The organism is Mangrovibacter yixingensis (assembly GCF_020523985.1).
Lineage (GTDB): Bacteria > Pseudomonadota > Gammaproteobacteria > Enterobacterales > Enterobacteriaceae > Mangrovibacter > Mangrovibacter yixingensis.
Map to the genome: position 1 here is coordinate 288,108 of NZ_JAIVKM010000003.1, position 18,219 is coordinate 306,326.

An 18,219-nucleotide genomic window follows, 5' to 3' on the forward strand; every position below is an offset into this window, starting at 1 on the left:
GCGTTCAATTAATATAGAGGGAGAACGAGAGGAATACCGCACCGTATAACAGCGTAACTGCGATGGTGAGGTTGAATAATGGCCGTTTATGTAACGACATCACTGCCGGTGGCTCAGTGGAACATGGCGTTATAGCGGCAAGGCAAGGCCACTGATGCCAGGCTTCCGGCAATAAGAGTTGGCGTTGTTGTGCAATTACACCGACTAATGCCGTTTTATCATCGGGTGACCCGTACTGACCATGAAAGCCATTATGTAAACAGAATAAGAAAACTTTACGCGCTTGCTGAAAGGTTGCCTCAAGTTGCTCAAGCTCGCTGAAAAAGCGCTCTCCGGCAACGGTTATATTCAGGTACTTACGCTGCAGTAGCTCACTTTGCCATTGCTGCCGCCAGGGCAATAACGAGCAAAGAATGGTTTCATCCATCCAGGCTATTACAGCCAATCTGGCCGCTTCTTTTTCTTGTTCACAGGCATCTTGTTGAGCCGCGTTTTGCATCGCCATCTCAAGAGTATCAATGCAATCTTCCCGTGCCACGGCATAGTCCGGACAGGATTCATGTTCACCAGACATCAGGATGACTTTTTTGAACACGGGAAGGTAACAATCGAGCAGTGCCATTAGTTATCCTCCATGAAGATAACCTGAACCTCGAGGTCCTCTGGCGCATCGTCCCAATAAAAAGCGATGTCTTTATCCTGCTCAATACCCTGCCACAAGCTGTCTTGTGAATTAAGACTGAAGTAGAAAGCGTCTTTACTGTCTGGCACGCCTCGCGGTGTCGGAGTCAGCAAGGTGGCGTTAACGCCGGGCAAAGCATGCTGAATCAGCCGGGTAATAGCGCACGCGGATGCAACTTTAAACCCAGCGCTTTCCACTGGTGAGGTTGCCGCCAGCATTTCTGAACGCAACAGCAGCAGTACATTGCCTGTGTTCTGCCACGGCAATGACTGCAAATCACCACGAAACACATGCTGTTCGTCTGCCACCAGATGAACCCAGGTGTTATCTTGCAGCGTTAAATTTTTTAATAAGGATATCAACACTCGCCTGGCACTGATAAAACAGGCTGCCGGGTCAAAATGGTCATAGGGTAACAACATGCTTTCGCCGCCCCATTCTCCCGTAAATGAGCACTGTTCACTGAAACAGGACAACTCCCCCACCAGTTGAGTTAATAAGCCAAAAACAGGCCAGGGATGCATATTGGGCGTGCGGCAGAAGTGGTTCAGCAGAGGTAGTGTTCGGCTTAACGAACGCATAGCAAGTAACTGGGTGATATCGCCCTTGTCAGCATGCTTGCTCTGTTTCGGGCGTTTGTATTCTTCAAATTTGTGCATGCGACTGGCCAATTCAGCATACAACCCTGCCAGTAAGTTTTTCAGCATTGCACAACCATTAATGCTCACCAGCGGGGGGCAAAAGTCCGGGTCAACAATCACACGGTCGTTGTCATAACGCAGGCGCAGAAATGGCAGAAACTCACAATCCACAACAGAGGCTTTTTCTTCATCACTGAGGATTTGCACGTTGTAGACAATACGGGCAACGCTGCATTCCGGGCCATTGAAATAAACGTCTTTCATGGCTCCCTCTTCTGGTGCCTTTACCCAGCGGCTGTTGGATGTATCGCCCACATTGGCATGCCCGGGATCAAAGCGCCGCAAAGCAAGCCACAAAGTGAATGGCTTCTCCAGTTGCTTCCAGGCGTCGCGAAACTGACGGGGTTGTAGCACACAATTGCCAGGAAATTCGAGGTAATCGCCTGAAGGCAAAATCGCCTGCAATCGTGTCATTTTTATCGAAAAATCAACCAGCGGTTCAGGGTTGAAATCGCAGTGAATGATGCCTGTATTCCATGGCTGAGCCAGTTGGCGCTGCCGGGAAAGCATAAAATTATGGTGCAGATCCGTAGACTGCAAATGCTGTGGTTGCAGGTAAACGCCCGAATACCAATACACCTGCTGGAGTTGTGGCAGCATATTAACCTTCCTTGTTTTCCGATTCTGGTATGACTTCTGATTCCGATACCGGTGCAGCCTCAGCGCTATTATTCATAAATGTAATCGGCACCAGTTTGGCACCCTGAAACTGGCTGATTCTCTGGCTGCCCAACCGCATACTCAGTGCGGCAGGTTGTAGTTCAGCCTGCCAGGTACGCCGCCACCACCATCCGGTTTTTTCCGTCTGTACCGGAATAGCAATAGCAGCCATATGTTGTTTTTGTGGGAATGGGTAATAGCCCGCAACAATTGCCATATAGCGTGTGTTTTCGCTGCGATCGATGTGCAGAGTGACACTTTGCCCGGGCATGGCTGCGTAACGGTCTATTTTCAGGATATCGCCCTGAGCACCTGCGCCACTAAATACCCCTTTCAACATCACTGGGTTAGAGAGCAACTTATTCAAGGTACTGACCTGTTCTGCCTGAATCACCAACAAGGTACAGCTGTTGGCAATACCATTAAGCGCATTAAGATCCGGATCAGTTTGAATTGCGAGCGTGATTGCCCCCTGAGCAAAAGGGGTATTTGCCTGCTCAATAGCCTGCGGTTCCGTTACTGCTGCTGTTTTATCTGTGGCGCACCCGGTTACCAACGCTGCCATCATTACCATCAGGCCGACTAAATATTGGTTTTTCATTCGTGGTTTTGCCCCAATACTTTGTTGATATCATTGAGGCTGTTGGTGTCATTCAGCATCTCTTCCAACCACTCTGTCAGGGTCATCCCTGCCCAACGTGCAGCACGTTCCATTAAGTACGGCACCGGGCTGGAAGGCTCATGTCTGCGAAAATGATCGGCAATCGCCAGCATTTGGCTAACCGCCAGCTCACGAGTCATAACTGAGGGAGGGGCAACCGTGCGCTCAGTGGTAATGAAGGGTATTTCACTATGTTCTTCAACAACTTCACAAGCTTTCAACACTGCCGTTTCTTCGAAAGCCTGGGGTACCACACGTTGCGCCAGGCGTTGCAAATACTCATCAATTTCCTTAAGCGTGGTCAGTGTTTTGGTGAATACACTACCTTCCGTATCCTGGCTGATGGACACATAACGGGCATCCATCTGTGTTAATGCGCTGGTGAGTTGAGCGGTTAAATTGGCCTGTTGGCTAATTTCGAAGGAGGAAAAATGCGCAGAAATTTTTTCGAAGGTTTCAGCAGTAAGATCACCCTCTTCCTCTATCAGCATATCGCGTGAATCCGGATGAGAGTTGATCTTGTGTTCAAACGCCAGCACCTGCAGCCAGTGTGACAAAGAGGACTGTGTATGGCTCAACAAAGGAAGAGTGAATAAATGCTGGCTGAGATCTCTGTCCAGGCGCATCAGACGGCCACGACGTATAGCCACACCATCCTCTTCCAACGATGGCCAGCACTGAAACCAAAAGCGGGTAATGAACTCGCTCAGGAAATCAACACCAGAAATTAGCCCTGCCGGGCCCAACAACTGGCAACGTGATTCAACGAACCAACATGCAAGCTGCAGGTCTTTGCTTTGCAGGTTAAGAGCCTCACAGCAAAGCGTGTTGACCTTCTGCCAGTCTGCCTTTTTGGGTTCCCTGAGTGCCCACTCGCCTTGTGATACATCTAAAGGATCGCTTTCACGCGCATCCCTAATCACATCGAACAGGGGTTCATACTCCAGATTGTCGCCCGCAGGCTTTTCGGGGCTAATTGGCACTAAAAGCGCCGCGATTTCAGGTTGCATAGTCATTCTTAATTTATCCAATCAACACCGTAGGGCACCCACTAACAATTGTGCCGCCATGGGCACAGTTGTCGCCCATCCGGGCTGCAGGCTTATTACCAATCAAGACCTTGGTACTTCCCATCACAATCGTATCCACAGGGCCAACACACACCGCCATGGAGCCAACTGTGGCGGCAGGTAAACCACCAATCAGTACCGTGGGTACGCCCGGAGGCAGAATTGGCCCCCCAACGTGTGGAATTGGCGGGAGCCCTGGTGTAACCATGGGGCAGACATGCATATCAGATACCCTGGCTGCAGGTTTCATTGGCTAACCTCCCATGTCATGCAACGGTTTAATAACAAACGAGCCCCTTCAACGGGCGATGTATTCAGTTGAGCCGCCAGTAGCAACATTGTGGTGTGCAACATCTGCGGAACCAGTGCCGGGTCTGGGTAAACAGGATCCACCCCTTCCGGTGCCAGGCTGCCCTTTGACCAAAACAGCGCCAGGGCCAGGGCACCGACAGGTGAGCCGAAACCATCCTCGGCAAAGTGATTAAAAATACGCCACCGTAGCGCGTTATCATGTTCCTGATAGCACCGGGCAATATCGTCCAACACGGCGTGTTGTTCGGGTGGCGTTTCCTCCCGCAACACAGCAGCCAGGCATAAGCCAGCCACTTGCGATGAGTGGGTATCCACCCATTGCTGTAACGCCATTTCCCAGTCACCACGCTCAAGCCATTGCTGGTGTGAAAATCCCTGTTCGTGCATGTTATTTCCTTAACCTATATTGGTTATGCCGCCTGATACCCGGGCCATACCACTACCGGAGACTGTCGCCATTGCACCTTTAAGCTCCGCAGTGCCACTGCCTTCCAGCTTGAGGATTGCGCCCTTCATTTCCGCTGTGCTGCTGGCCTGTAATTTGAGGGTTGCGCCATTTATAGAGATACCACTGGCCGACAAGGTGATTTTGTTAGCCCCCACCTTGAGTTCAATGGATTGAGTGGATTCAAGGCTCAACGCTTTGTCGGTTTTTACCTGACCGCCACCACCCGCGACTTTCAGCGCGTAATCGCCATTTTTCAGCTCTGTCGCCATATTTCCGGTGATATTTTGCTGCCAGTTCCCTTTCTCCAGCACCAGCTTCATATCACCCTGGCGGAGCAATAACTGGTCATTACCTTTGGTCAGCTCCGTTGTTCGGTTCGTCGCAATGGTATTTTTCACCTCATTTTTTACCGTCAGCTCAAGATCCTTTTGTGCCACGATAGTCAACCGTTCTTCGCCCTTTTTATCGTTAAAGCTCAGCCGGTGACCGTCATCAACACTTCCGCCAGTTGAACTGCGTGTCACAAAACCGCTCTCATTCTTTTCACCCGGCAACGCAAAAGGGGGGTTATTCTGGCCGTTGTAGACCGAGCCCGTCACCACAGGGAAATCCGGGTGGCCCTGAACAAAACTCACCAAGACTTCACTACCCACACGAGGAATAAACTGTGCGCCAAACTTTCCGCCAACCCATGACTGGGCAACCTGAACCCAGCAAGAGCTGGTGTCATCTGCCGGGTTTTCCTGGTCCCATGGGAACTGAATCTTGATACGCCCATATTCATCGGTATGGATTTCTTCCGATGCAGGACCGACCACAGTGGCGAGCAACACGCCGGGAATTTCTGGCGGGAAATGTTCAATGGGAGGAGCCCATGGCGAGTCATTACTCATTGCTTCAAACTGGCAATGGCAGTAGCCGGGCCCCTCAGTGTGATTGGCTATATCCAGATGTAACCCCTGAACGCGGTATTCACTTTCACCAGAAGGATGATCGGTGAGCTTGAACGTTTCCCCGCTTGATAACCAGTGAACTGCCGATGCTGCCTGATACCTCTGGGTATTCGCTTCCCGTGCAGCCATGGCATGTTCAGCCTGACGTGTAATCAATGCTCGTTCACCAACCGGGGTAATATCGGTATATGAGACGTCATCAATCTTTGCGCCCTTTTTGCCCGCACGGTGACCCACATCAATAGCTGTTGCCTGCGGCATAGAGTACCCATGGTATTCAACTCCCCCAGGTAATAACGAAGCCCCCGAAACCCAACTATCGATGACACCGCCAGACAATAAACGCCCGGCATCATGCCAGGCCAGGGAGCCACCACTAATGGCAATATGGCTGGCGGGGTGGTCAGCAAGGACAAGCTGATGACCCGATTCACTGTGACGGAAGAAGTAGTAAACCCCCTCTTCTTCCAACAGACGCTGGATAAAATCAAACGCAGATTCGCGGTACTGTATGCAATATTCCCGTTCCGGGTAGGAACCATGTAACTGCAGATCCAGGTTGCTAATCCCGTGAGTACGCAGCAATTCGCTCACTAAATCCGGTACACTGATATTTTGCCAGACCCGCATCATCCGCCCCATGTTGAGCAGTGCCAGTGCAGGTTCCAGAGTAAAAATACACGATGCTTCATCCTTCCCCTGACGGGCATATTGAATGCGTGTTACCACGCCGTGGACATAGCGCACCGGGCCTGGCATATTCCCTTCGCCTATGCGGCAGGACACCTCCCGCCCATGCCACTGGGCAATCTGTGCCTCTGTCTGGCGTGTCATAGAACGCACCTGGTAACAATAAGGTGAAGATAAAGACTCCTGTCCTTGTAAAGAGACCAGTAACAGCGCATCCGCGATCGCGCCATTCCAGCTCAATAGGTGCTGTTGCTGGGATCGTTTCGGTTGATCAAGCAGTGACATAAAAACATCCTGTTTAGTCTGTAGGGGCAACCAGACGCACCTGATAAAGGTGCGCTGCAGCATTAGTGCCAAGGCAGAGATTGAGACCGAGAACTTGCTGCCCCAAAGGGCGAGGTGCAGAATCAGTACTCTGGATAGACAGGGAAACGGAGAAATTCACAACAGGGCCAACATAATCGCGAATGGCTTTCCATACCGCACGCCAGGCAGCCCCCTGGGGGGTGAATCTGCGTGACATTTCCGGAGTCATTGGCCCTAAAACAACGTCAAAACTGGCATGTAACTCCAGGCGTGACAAACCCATCATAGGCGCTGTTGCAAGGGTGTGATGTGGGTTGCCGAGCTGGCAACACTCTTGTGCCGGAACAGGTTGCCAACCCCCAGTAAAAGGAATTATCTGTGCCGAAACCCCGAACATCTGGCGCAACAACTGTTCAAGATTCACCATTGAACGTACTGGGGCTGCAAATAACGATGCGTATCGGGTATTTTCCTGATGCGACTGCGAGGTAAACCTTCCGGTCAGAGCAAGGATCGCGGTATGCAGTGGTGGTTCAGCCCGTGACTCCGCTAAAGCACAAAGGTTATGTTTCTGCCAGGCCAGGTAGTCCAGGCAATATAAACGGTGGCCAAACATGTCAATAAATGCTTTTGCACTTCTGTCACCGTAGCGGTAATAGCGGGTAATCATCCATTCGCTGTATACGGTTGGCAACGCACCTAACGACCCGGTTAAACCGTTATAACAGGCCGTCACCTCTACTGGCGCGCCTGCTTTTTCGTGCGTAATACTCTCTATTTGCCCGCACGGAGCATCCATAGAAAGAGAGGATGTGATATGCAGTTGCTCATCCAGCAGCGTCTCTTCCGGTGTGTGGCCATCACGTAACTTGCGCAGCAACAAGCGAATTTGTTGGTAAAAGTTAAACTTACTCACCACTGGGATCAGATCCATGAAAGTTTCCCCGCCCGAACCGGCCACACGCGGTGAGTTGACGTTTCATGTTCAATGCGTGTGGTAAGGCGCGTAAAACTATTCACCGGCGCATACAGAGCCAGTAACCGGTCCAGCAAACTACACAGCAGGTAATACTCAGGTTCCTGTAGCGCCTTCCCGTCAAACGTAACGGTTAATTCAATACCACGGGCCAGAGAGTGCGGATCATTACTGATAAGCCTTGCGGTTACCGGCTGGCAATCCAGTGACTGTATTAAGTGATAGAGCTGGGCCTTTCCGGGCTGGTCTGTAAAATTGTACAGCGCCAGCATGGATTTCAGGTGTTGCACCCCATGCTCTCCAGAGAGTAACTGGAAGTTTAATGAAAGTTGCGACAAAAAACGCCAGCGCATATCCGCCTTTTCAGGTGCGGAAATGGGCCGGGTTGGTTGAGTCAGTGCGGAAATTTTCAGCCCGGCGACCGGGGCATCGGTATCAAAATCCCCTTTTGGTTGCCCATAAGGCATGTGATGCGCGAGCGCATGGTTGGTGCACATTAAGCTGAGCGTGACGACTTCCGGTACCGAAGAAGGCTGTTGTCTGGCGCGTGTACTGAACCCAATACTGAAGTGAGTCTGTGGCCCATCGGCATGCTGAGTCTCACGGCGAAAACCCTGCCATGCTATCCCTGCATCTTCGCCTTGCAGTGAGCCATAGTGACTTTCCAGAAGTGGTGAGACGCGGTAATGCTGAATACGATCATCCACTTTACGTTGCACTGATACCGTTTCAATAGACCACACCTCAATATGGCGCTGATGGCGGGTGTCCGGTATCACCGGATATTCAGCACTGGAATCTGTCAGGCTTATAGGCTCTGCCCGCTGGGCAAAGAGATTAATGGCTGGAGAACAATGCAAACGGAAAAAGCTGCCATCAATCAAATCGGCTAATTTTTCGAGCCGCTCCGTCAGGGGGTTACGCCGAAAGACAACCTGTAAGGTAAAAACACTATTACCACTGGCCTGGAATCCGGTGGGCAGAGCTATATCAATAAACGAAAATTTTTGTGGGAACCAAAAGTAGTCCAGCAACAGAATATGCACAGGCGCAATAAGTGAATCCTGGGCAATAAGTGCTTCCTCTGAATTGAACCCCACAGCAGTAATAACGCCAGGTTCCAGTTCAGTCGCAATACCGTCGTGGTGCAACATCAGGCTACTGACTTCTGAGCACAGCAACGTATACAGGGTATTTACCGCATTACCTGGGCCATGCAAATAGAGCCGGATAACTTCATCACCCAAAACCGCCCCCGGCCAGACCTGAAACTGGAGCTGCAATTGCCAGCGTAATTCATCACTGTCGAAGTGCAATAGCGCGCTGTCTACGGCAAGAGGCAGTAAAGTTACCGGATACACGGTATGGAACTGGCAAGGTAATGGATCCCGTTGGCGAGAAAATAACGCCATGCCCGCAGCTAACTCATTTCTTCCGGTTATCCCACTGCGTTGCCTGTCAGGCTCTACCATCACGATGCAGCATGAAGGCAATGGGCGCAAAAATTGGGGGGCCAGAACCGATAAAAGTGCTTCTGTTACCTCGGGCATATCATCATCAAGACGTTGATGAATACGCGAAGTTAATAAGGCAAAAGACTCAATAAGGCGGCTTATATGCGGGTCTTCGGTTTCTCCATCGACAAAACCAAGCCGACGGGATATTTTAGGAAACCGCTGGGCAAATTTCTTACCGTGATTTTTCAGAAAGTGAATTTCTTTCTGATAATAAGCAAGTAATCTATTCATAGATATAAAACTGCCCCGTCATATCATTCCATTTTAATGCAACAGTAATAAGGGCACCTTCATAATGAGCTGTAATGGTAAAGATCATTATTTCAGGCTCACTTTCATCTGCAGCACGAGAAACGGAGAAATTCGCCAAACGGGGTTCAAAACGTTGCATCGCTTTTGTTATTCTTTCTTCCAGCACGATGTAACGAGACATTGTTTCATCATCAGAAACAAATGAATCATTGATACCATAATTTAAAACAGAAGCATTAATTTCTGGCATATTATCAATATCAGGCATCCGAACACGCGAAGTTAATACCATTTTTAATTCATCAACCAATAACTCGCACGGTAGTAAATCCCAGGGATAATCATCCTCATCCTTATCCTGATGAGGATCATTATCGCTGAGGCGAACAAGTAATGACGTAGTCACAAGTACAGGCTCCTGAACCCGGTAGCACAACGCTACCGGGGGCATCACAACGTAACTTACTTAAGTGCTTTTTCCGGAATATCGTACTTAATTGGCCCAATCTTATCCAGGCCACTTCCGGTAGCGTTAGGTACGTTAAATGTCACTTCAATCATTCCCTCAAGAGTGAAAATAATATCCATAAACAAATTATCACGCCGTTGAATACTCAATGAGTTAATTTTACACTTGGAGTAAACGGTACGCTGAACTTCGTAATCCTGATCAAACTGATCAGAACCACGATGAACAATAGTAATGATAATTTCTTTATACCCACGTTTCAGGTAATACTCATAGAAGCTACTGGTATCTTTAGTCATTAAAAGAGACATATTTACATGGTCGAAATAAGCACCATCCTGCCCCGACACCGTATTAATACCACCAGAGGCGTAACCTTCCATCCACTTACTGTATTTCTTCTCTTCAGAAGAACCAGAAATAACCTTACCATCAATTTTAATTTCAATAAATTGACAATCTTTTAACTTAGCCATTTTAAAACATCCTGTTTATATTGAATATTAAGCGCCAGAGGAAGTTGGTAAATCAGCAACTAAACGCAGTGACATGCTCAAACCTTCCAATTGGAAGTGCGGTTTTAACCAGGCGATAGCACGGTAAGTTCCAGGTGCACCAGGAACTTCCACCACTTCAACTTTTGCCTCACGTAATGGATAACGTGCCTTTGTTTCCGGGCCCGCGTTATCAGACGCGACCACATATTGCATTATCCATTTCTGCAAATATTCTTCACATTCGGTACGGGACATAAAACTACCGACTTTATCCCGCACAATGGATTTTAAATAATGAGCAAAACGTGATGTGGCAAGAATATAAGGTAACTGGCTGGACAAACGCGCATTTGCATTCGCCTGGTCAGAATTATATAGCCGTGGTTTATTGATAGACTGAACAGCAAAAAACGCCGCGTAGTCTGTACCTTTACAGTGAACTAACGGAATAAATCCAAGGTCGGAAAGCTCTTTTTCACGGCGGTCAGAAATCGCTATTTGGGTAGGGCATTGCATAACGCGCTCACCACGACCGGACGTATAATTATACGCCGGAAGCGACTTCACTAATCCACCACCTTCAACACCGCGAATAGAAGCACACCAGCCATATTCTTCGAACGATTCAATAATACGCCCGGCCAGTTCCCACGCAGAGTTAATCCACAAATAATCCGTCCCGGCTTCATTTTCCCCAACATACTCTTCAAAATTGAAGGTTTCCGCAGGAATAGTTTCAGCACCATAAGGTAAACGGCCCAATACCCGTGGCAGAGTCAAACCAATGTAACGGCTGTCATCATTCTGACGGAATGAACGCCAGCGGGCATAATCGGTGGTTTCGAACATCTTCGCCAAATCACGCGGGCGTGGCAGTTCTGAGAAATCATTCATGGAGAGCATTCCAGGCGCTATAGCACTGAGGAATGGAGCATGAGCGGCAGCCGCAACATGGGAGATCTGCTCGAGTAAAGCAATATCCTGAGGCGTATTATCAAACTGAAAATCGCCGACAAAAGCGGAAAACGGCGTACCACCAAAAGTGCCGTACTCACTTTCGTAGACGCACTTAAACAACATGGACTGATCAAAGTCACTGGATGATTTAAAATCTTTAATAAGATCCTGTTTAGTGCATTGCAACAGCCGAATTTGCGTATTTTCAGTCACACTGGTTTGCACGAGTTTATGCAGCCCACGCCAGGAAGACTCTTTTTTCTGGAACTCAGGTGCATGAACAATCAGGCTGACCTGGCGAGACAACAGCTCATCAATCGCTGCAATACGCTGTTCAATACTGCCAATCAAATCGCTTGAAATCACTACCGCGCCAGAAAGCACTTCAGACATGAAGTTATTTAACTGCGACTTCATCCTGCCGCGGTCAGATTCCCTGCGAATAGCCTGCGTATTGTTGATAACCTGATCGAGAAAATCATCACTGTATGCCGGTTCAGCGGCATTCAATTGTGCGAGTTCACCACTCATTCTTCACCCTCTTCCTGGCCATTTGCCGCTGAGCTTTTTGCCGCACTTTGTTGATACGCCATCTCGGCTAATTGTTCTTTTAAACGTTCATTACTGGCCGCACGATTACGCAAATCACTTAATTGCTCGCGTAATGCCATTAATTTCCGCAGCGGCTCAACCTGGCGAACAATATTATCTGGAGTGAAGTCATCCATATTTTCGAATGTCAGTGAAACAGCCAGTTTACCTTCCTGATCAGGTAATGCACTGTCTACCAAAAACTCAGCACTCGGCTTCATTGATGACATAATTTCGTTGAAATTATCTTTATCAATATTCAGAAATTTTCGCTCACGAAGCTCTTCATCCGATTGAGTAAAATCGCCCATAACACCGACAACTAATGGTAATTCTTTCGCTGCCTGCGCATCGCCGACTTCAACATCATAGGTAATTTGAACACGAGGAGGACGTGCTTTATCCAGTTTATGTTGGGTGTGACTCATATTATCATCCAATTGAATTTATCATCGGCGGCTCCGGCCTGACGATTAAAAAAGCAAAATTTACAACATGTACTCCCGCTCTTTTTCAAGGAAAAAAAGAGTAAAATCTTTTATTCACCAGCAACTATTCCATTTATCAACCACACCACTCTGTATTCCAGTTACAGAACCACTGGGGCGTCACTGGGTCATCAATAGTTGCTGTTGTCACTCGAGTGGGCCAGGTCATCATTCAGGTAGTACATAGTTTTCTAACTAGCCGCAGCATCATACCCACACCGAAACCAAATGAAAGATTATAGTGATAAAAATACACAATACAGAATAAAACACTAAAATAATCACAAATAAAGGATTTTAATAAATGAAAAATAGAAATGAACAGAATTAATTTACAAGGGAAATTAATAAGGAAAAATGAATCTTCTATACAAAAATAATAAAAACAAACAAAAGTAAAAAATACCTCACCTCTGATTTTATTAAAAAATTAACCATTATCTCGTTCAGGATTAATTTAAAAAAAACATGTAACCTTGCCAAACTCTAAAATAAGGGCGAGATAAAATGTTTAAAATTGCTAAAAGCATCAGATCAAGTATGAGAGTCCAAAAAGCATCACCAGAACCTCAAGAAATATATGAGTACACAAAATGTCCTGATAACCGGATCACTGCAGAAAAAAACTCGCTTTCATCTACACGAGAAATAAAATCCTACCAAAGGGCTATCTCTGAAGGTGATTACCCTCAAGCTATGGTGCGTTATAATTTCCAACGAGGAAATACCGATTTGCCAGACCCAGAAAACTATGGTGAAGGTCTTTTTTCTCCTGGTAACAAGCCTGAAAATTCAGTTTTTTTAGCAAACTACCTTCATGCAATAAATGAATTACCAAATTACTCTGGAAATTCGAAACTATATAGAGGAACCATGGTTGACCGAGCCTTCTTTGAAGAACTGCATGCAGGAGCACTTCTGCAAACCCACCAAATTTCCTTCTTTAGTGAAAGTGATCTGGTTGCCCGTAAGTTTATTGACTCATCTTCAAACAAGAACAAGGTTGCCATTTTATTTCAACTCACACATAAAAATTCACCTGAGCAGCGTTATCTAAAAGAGGGGATAATGAGTACAGAATTGTATTCCGGTGTAAAAAGTGACCTCAAAAAATTAGGTAGGAGTGACAAAGATGTTCAAGGTATTGGTTCAAAATACAAAGAAATTCTGGTCGTCCCTGGAGCAATGTTTCTTGTTAACAATGTCTCGCAAATTAGCAGTAACATCCATCGGGATAAAATCTACAAGGTAAAACTGGAGTTTTACCGGATGAGTGATGACGTTTATCCTCGCTCTTTATTTTAATCACTCTGGCAAAGCTTCTATTCTTAGTTTCACCTGGCCAGCAGCGCATTGCTGGCAGGACAGGCACCAGACCAATACGTTTGTGGGCAATGGTGCCAACCCATGACAGCTCACAGAACCCGGCTAATGTTCCAGCTATTCATGCTCAGATAAACTGTCAGCCAGGTCAGTGTCGGTATCATTGGTTCGTTACTCGATTCAGCGAATTTCAACCATGATTTTCCCGCAGGATCCCCATTTTTTGCCCGGCATAATAAGAACAATCTTAAATACCCTGTTCCGGCAGCCCTTTAACCTGTTGCGATAAATAACAATGAATTACCACATCATTCACAATTTATGAGTCTGATGACAAACCTCATGTCCGCACAGAACGAGAGGATGTCACCCAATAAAAACCAGAAAAATCAATTCATTGATTTTCAACTGCTAACTAAAAAGAAGGAAAAACCACGCTTTTTCCTTCTTTTTCATCAATCTGAATTTTTTGCTTTGTTTTCTTGTTACTCAATACAACGCATGGTTCTGGAGAGAGGAGTTTCAACATGCAATACCCTGGCAATAACATAGAAGCAGGCATGCCTGACTATGCCGGTGCGCGGTTGTTTGGCGCAAGCGGTGCAGCAGATATCGATTTTCAAAAACTGGCCGATACGCTGGATTGTTCCCGCAATTTCTACCAGGTCGGGATTATTTATGATGACGGGAAACAGCGCTGGCTGGTGCGCCCTTCGCGGCGGGCGAAATCCATGGTCAAAAGTGAAGTCAGCCATGTCATTGTGACCAAAGTCCGTGCTGTTTCTGCAGAACAGGCAACCAAAGCGGTGGTCAACACCCTTCAGGCCCCTTCACTGACCAATGAAATCACATCTACTGCTATTGCCTGTGGCGCAACCGTTGCCACCGTGGTGCTGGCCGTTGGCGCGTCTGCTGCCGTGCCGTTTACTGCAGGTGGTTCCGGTGTTATCGCCGCAATGATTGTGGCTGGTGGTTTGGCAACAGCAGCCCAGTGCGCAATTGGCGTTGGCCGCCTGGCGTTTATCGGCACGGGCCACAGTGATGAGGTAGCCTGGTTAGACAGCCAGGGTTGGTACAACACCACCAGCACCGTGCTGGATGTCATTTCTCTGGCGGGTGCCGGGGCAGGCCTGAAAAGCACTCTCGAAACCTGGAAACTGATGAAAGGCGTTTCCTCTGCCAAAGCCGTTGAGTGGCTCAAAGGCCTGAGCCGGGCTGAACGCAAACGCCTCACAGAAGAAATTATCCGTGCCCAGAACCCGGGGATATCCGGTGCCGGAATCAAAGCCGCCATGAAAGCTGGTGTGTACCCGAAACGCTTCCCGGCAGAAGCACTGCAACACAGCCTGCAACGCGAACTGGCCAATGCAATGGTGAATACCTCGGCATTTGCAGGCAGTGCGATGACCGGCACCATTCGCCACCCGGGAAATGCGGTACAATCCGGCCAGTATGTTATCGGCCTTCTTCAGTCTTTCTCTCTTTAATGTGTACTGCGTGAAATGAAGCAAATTACAGCGAGCCTTGCCCGGATGAAATTGTTGGATGCCCGCATACGCCAGGCCAGTGAAACAGAACTGGAAGCCGTAATGCAGGAACTGGTTTTCCCGGGTGTGCTTAACCCATTTAAATTTAGCCTGCCTCTGGCGCTGAGTATGCTGTGCGCGTTATGCAGCTTTGCCATGCCGCAACCAGCGCTGTGGATGGGGGTATTTTATCTGGCTGGCTGGCCGGGCAATGCAGTGTTCGCCGGTATAGTTCCTGGTGTACTGCTCTTTTGCCTGGTGCTGTTCACTCTGGGCTCGTTGGCTGCCAGAGGTTACTACCTGGCACTCAGGGGCTACCTGGTTTTGTTACGGTGCGTGGCGGCCATCTCAACCGGGTATCTCCTCTTTACGCTGGCCCAATTGTTTCTGGGCCATGCACCACACCCGTTGTTTGTGGCGATGTCTGTTGCAGGGGTTGCTTTCAGCGCGCTCAGTTTCACCAGCCTCAATACACCTGTTTTTAGCCAGGCGGTAAATGGCTTCCTGCACAACCGCGCATGGCGTAAGGCCTGGGTATTACGCCGCCAGAAAACACAAAAATCACGCAGTTAAGCGTTTTCTTCACGCCCCATCAACCGCCGCTGCTGGCTTAATTTGCGGTATTGCTGGGGTGACATTCCTACATAACGGTTAAATGCACTGTAAAAACGGCTGCTCGAACGGAAACCGGCCGTCAGCGCAACATCCAGTACCGTTTTATCCGTGTCGCTTAATAATGCCCGCACGTGGTTGATGCGCATCGCGGTAATGTATTGTTTCAGAGTCAGTTGCATCACACGCTGGAAAATCCCCATCGCATAATTAGGGTTGAGTTTCACGTGCTCCGCCACGTCATTAATCGTTAGCGCCTGGTCGTAATGGCGGGCAATAAACTCCAACATCTGGCTGACATAAAATTGTGCATGGCGAGATATCCGGTTTTTATGTGTTGGCCGGGTTTGATTCACCACCAGCGGCTGCCATCCAGATAAACTAAAGCGTTTGAGCATCAGGCCAATTTCGTCAATGGCAACCTGGCGAAGTTGTTCATCATGGCTACTCAGCTCCTGTTGCCAGCGCCGGACTTCAAACTCACTGAGTTGCTGGCTGGCAAGCGAGTTGATGACCATGCCGTGAGTGACGTAGTTAATCAGTTCTTTATCCAGCGGCCACCCTAAAAAGAGGTGCATTGGCAGATTGAAGATGGCCATACTTTGGCAGTGGCCCGGATTAGTGAGTTGGTGCGGAGTACAGGCCCAAAACAAGGTAATGTGGCCTTGTTTAATGCGCACAATATCGTTGTTAATGACATATTCCACATCCCCATCGAACGGTACATTGATTTCCACCTGCCCGTGCCAGTGGCTGGCTGCCATCGCATGGGGTGCTCGCAGCTCAATTTCCATTTTTTGGTATTCAGAATAGAGCGACAACGGGCTGCGTGTTTCCCGTTCATCGCTACTACACATAAAGGGGTCGGCTGGCAGTGCTGAAAACGCGGGGGATCCCATGGGCGCTCCTTGTTCTGGAAAGTAAGAATGATGGCCTAAGCCTGAGCAAAAAACCGCGATACTCCCCCCACTCTGGGTTAAGACACAGTAATAATGGAACAGAATCTCCCCCAAAAACTCTGCAAAAATAGCTTTCTTCTCCCATTTACTCATTTTTATTGGTGTAACGCGTAAGTTCTGAGTTTTCGGGACAGCTCATCTGGTTTCAGGGACGAGAATCCCTTGCCTCCAATGCCATGCTGGCATCATTAACCAGCCTGAAGGAGAAACATGATGATGACCGCCCCTAAAATTGCTTTTATTGGCGCCGGTTCCACTATTTTCGTTAAAAATATTCTGGGCGATGTATTTCAACGCCCGGCATTAAAAGCCGCACACATCGCACTAATGGATATCGACCCGGTTCGCCTGGAAGAATCACATATTGTCGTGCGCAAACTAATGGAATCTACGGGTGCGACAGGCAATATCACCTGCCATACAGATCAACGAGAAGCGCTGAGCGACGCTGATTTTGTGGTGGTGGCATTTCAGATTGGCGGCTACCAGCCCTGCACCGTCACCGATTTTGAAATCTGTAAACGCCATGGGCTGGAACAGACCATTGCCGACACTCTCGGGCCTGGCGGCATCATGCGGGCATTGCGCACCATTCCTCATTTATGGCGAATTTGTGAGGATATGACCGAGTTATGTCCTGAAGCGACCTTGCTGAATTACGTCAACCCCATGGCGATGAACACCTGGGCAATCTATGCCCGTTACCCGCACATCAAACAAATAGGGTTGTGCCACTCGGTTCAGGGAACGGCTGAAGAACTTGCACGTGACCTGGATATAGCCCCGGCAGACCTGCGCTACCGCTGTGCTGGCATTAACCATATGGCGTTTTACCTGTCACTGGAAAAGAAAACGGCTCAGGGTGATTACACCTCTATTTACCCCGAATTACTGGCGGCTTATGAACAAGGCCGTGCGCCGAAAGCCAACATTCATGGCAACGCACGCTGCCCAAATATCGTGCGTTATGAAATGTTTAAAAAATTGGGCCATTTCGTCACTGAATCCTCAGAGCACTTTGCCGAATACACCCCCTGGTTCATTAAACCTGGTCGCCAGGATCTTATCGACAAGTATCAGATCCCATTAGATGAATACCCCAAACGTTGCGTTGAGCAACTGGATAACTGGCATAAAGACCTGGCGGCTTACCAGCAAGCGGAACGTATTGATGTGTCACCGTCACGTGAATACGCCAGCGCCATCATGAATGCCGTCTGGACTGGCACACCCGAAGTGGTTTACGGCAATGTGCGTAATGACGGGCTTATCGACAACCTGCCTGAAGGCTGCTGCGTGGAAGTGCCTTGCCTGGTGGATGCCAACGGCATTCAGCCAACCCATATTGGCAGGCTGCCAGCCCACCTGGCGGCGTTGATGCAAACCAATATTAACGTTCAGACGTTAGTTTCACAGGCCGTGCTGAATGAAAACAAAAACGATGTGTACTATGCCGCCCTGCTCGACCCGCACACTGCTGCCGTGTTGAGCATTGACGAGATTTATGCACTGATTGATGACCTGATTGCCGCTCACGGGAGCTGGTTACCTGGCTGGCTCCACAACTAA

General features: G+C 48.5%; 18 protein-coding genes. 4 read left to right on the forward strand and 14 right to left on the reverse strand.

Features of this window, described 5'->3' with window-relative positions; genetic code table 11:
* Positions 1-4: 4 nt before the first annotated feature.
* Genes LC084_RS15180 through tssB form a run of 13 tightly spaced genes read right to left on the reverse strand, consistent with a single transcriptional unit; the run spans position 5 to position 12,170 of the window.
* Complete coding sequence (locus LC084_RS15180) at positions 5-622, reverse strand: DotU family type IV/VI secretion system protein (protein WP_226572027.1); 618 nt, start codon at positions 620-622, stop codon at positions 5-7.
* Positions 622-1,983, reverse strand: coding sequence for a type VI secretion system baseplate subunit TssK (gene tssK / locus LC084_RS15185; RefSeq protein ID WP_226572028.1), 1,362 nt, complete (start codon positions 1,981-1,983; stop codon positions 622-624). The genes LC084_RS15180 and tssK overlap by 1 nt, the downstream gene beginning before the upstream one ends.
* A gap of 1 nt (position 1,984) precedes the next feature.
* A complete protein-coding gene (locus LC084_RS15190; RefSeq protein WP_226572029.1) occupies positions 1,985-2,644 on the reverse strand; it encodes a type VI secretion lipoprotein TssJ in 660 nt (219 codons plus the stop codon).
* Entirely contained in the window at positions 2,641-3,720 is a 1,080-nt protein-coding gene (tssA, locus tag LC084_RS15195) for a type VI secretion system protein TssA (protein WP_226572030.1), read from the reverse strand. Before tssA ends, LC084_RS15190 begins: the two co-directional genes overlap by 4 nt.
* A gap of 7 nt (positions 3,721-3,727) precedes the next feature.
* Positions 3,728-4,024: a PAAR domain-containing protein gene (locus LC084_RS15200; protein WP_226572031.1), complete on the reverse strand. Its 297-nt coding sequence runs from the start codon at positions 4,022-4,024 to the stop codon at positions 3,728-3,730.
* Entirely contained in the window at positions 4,021-4,473 is a 453-nt protein-coding gene (locus LC084_RS15205; protein WP_226572032.1) for a DUF6931 family protein, read from the reverse strand. The genes LC084_RS15200 and LC084_RS15205 overlap by 4 nt, the downstream gene beginning before the upstream one ends.
* A 9-nt stretch (positions 4,474-4,482) precedes the next feature.
* Complete coding sequence (locus tag LC084_RS15210; protein ID WP_226572033.1) at positions 4,483-6,462, reverse strand: type VI secretion system Vgr family protein; 1,980 nt, start codon at positions 6,460-6,462, stop codon at positions 4,483-4,485.
* A gap of 13 nt (positions 6,463-6,475) precedes the next feature.
* Positions 6,476-7,417, reverse strand: a complete 942-nt coding sequence (gene tssG, locus LC084_RS15215; protein WP_226572034.1) for a type VI secretion system baseplate subunit TssG — start codon at positions 7,415-7,417, stop codon at positions 6,476-6,478.
* Complete coding sequence (gene tssF / locus LC084_RS15220) at positions 7,408-9,207, reverse strand: type VI secretion system baseplate subunit TssF (RefSeq protein ID WP_226572035.1); 1,800 nt, start codon at positions 9,205-9,207, stop codon at positions 7,408-7,410. Before tssF ends, tssG begins: the two co-directional genes overlap by 10 nt.
* On the reverse strand, positions 9,200-9,634 hold the full coding sequence (locus tag LC084_RS15225) for a GPW/gp25 family protein (RefSeq protein ID WP_226572036.1): 435 nt from the start codon (positions 9,632-9,634) through the stop codon (positions 9,200-9,202). Before LC084_RS15225 ends, tssF begins: the two co-directional genes overlap by 8 nt.
* A gap of 56 nt (positions 9,635-9,690) precedes the next feature.
* Positions 9,691-10,173 (reverse strand): hypothetical protein, encoded by a 483-nt coding sequence (locus LC084_RS15230; protein WP_226572037.1) that lies wholly within the window; start codon positions 10,171-10,173, stop codon positions 9,691-9,693.
* Positions 10,174-10,200: 27 nt separating this feature from the next.
* Positions 10,201-11,682 (reverse strand): type VI secretion system contractile sheath large subunit, encoded by a 1,482-nt coding sequence (gene tssC / locus LC084_RS15235; protein ID WP_226572038.1) that lies wholly within the window; start codon positions 11,680-11,682, stop codon positions 10,201-10,203.
* Positions 11,679-12,170, reverse strand: a complete 492-nt coding sequence (gene tssB / locus LC084_RS15240) for a type VI secretion system contractile sheath small subunit (RefSeq protein WP_226572039.1) — start codon at positions 12,168-12,170, stop codon at positions 11,679-11,681. The genes tssC and tssB overlap by 4 nt, the downstream gene beginning before the upstream one ends.
* 567 nt (positions 12,171-12,737) lie before the next feature.
* Here tssB and LC084_RS15245 point away from each other — a divergent pair.
* The 3 genes from LC084_RS15245 to LC084_RS15255 all read left to right on the forward strand — a co-directional run bounded on the left by LC084_RS15245 (position 12,738) and on the right by LC084_RS15255 (position 15,652).
* The gene (locus LC084_RS15245) at positions 12,738-13,535 is read left to right on the forward strand and encodes a hypothetical protein (RefSeq protein ID WP_226572040.1); all 798 of its coding nucleotides are present in this window, start codon (positions 12,738-12,740) and stop codon (positions 13,533-13,535) included.
* A gap of 545 nt (positions 13,536-14,080) precedes the next feature.
* Positions 14,081-15,040 (forward strand): hypothetical protein, encoded by a 960-nt coding sequence (locus tag LC084_RS15250; RefSeq protein ID WP_226572041.1) that lies wholly within the window; start codon positions 14,081-14,083, stop codon positions 15,038-15,040.
* A 15-nt stretch (positions 15,041-15,055) separates the two neighbouring features.
* Positions 15,056-15,652, forward strand: coding sequence for a hypothetical protein (locus LC084_RS15255; RefSeq protein ID WP_226572042.1), 597 nt, complete (start codon positions 15,056-15,058; stop codon positions 15,650-15,652).
* Here LC084_RS15255 and melR read toward each other — a convergent pair.
* Entirely contained in the window at positions 15,649-16,590 is a 942-nt protein-coding gene (gene melR / locus LC084_RS15260) for a transcriptional regulator MelR (protein ID WP_226572043.1), read from the reverse strand. The two genes, LC084_RS15255 and melR, sit on opposite strands and share 4 nt — an antisense overlap.
* A gap of 273 nt (positions 16,591-16,863) precedes the next feature.
* Here melR and melA point away from each other — a divergent pair, with 273 nt between their 5' ends.
* Positions 16,864-18,219, forward strand: a complete 1,356-nt coding sequence (gene melA, locus LC084_RS15265) for an alpha-glucosidase/alpha-galactosidase (protein ID WP_226572126.1) — start codon at positions 16,864-16,866, stop codon at positions 18,217-18,219.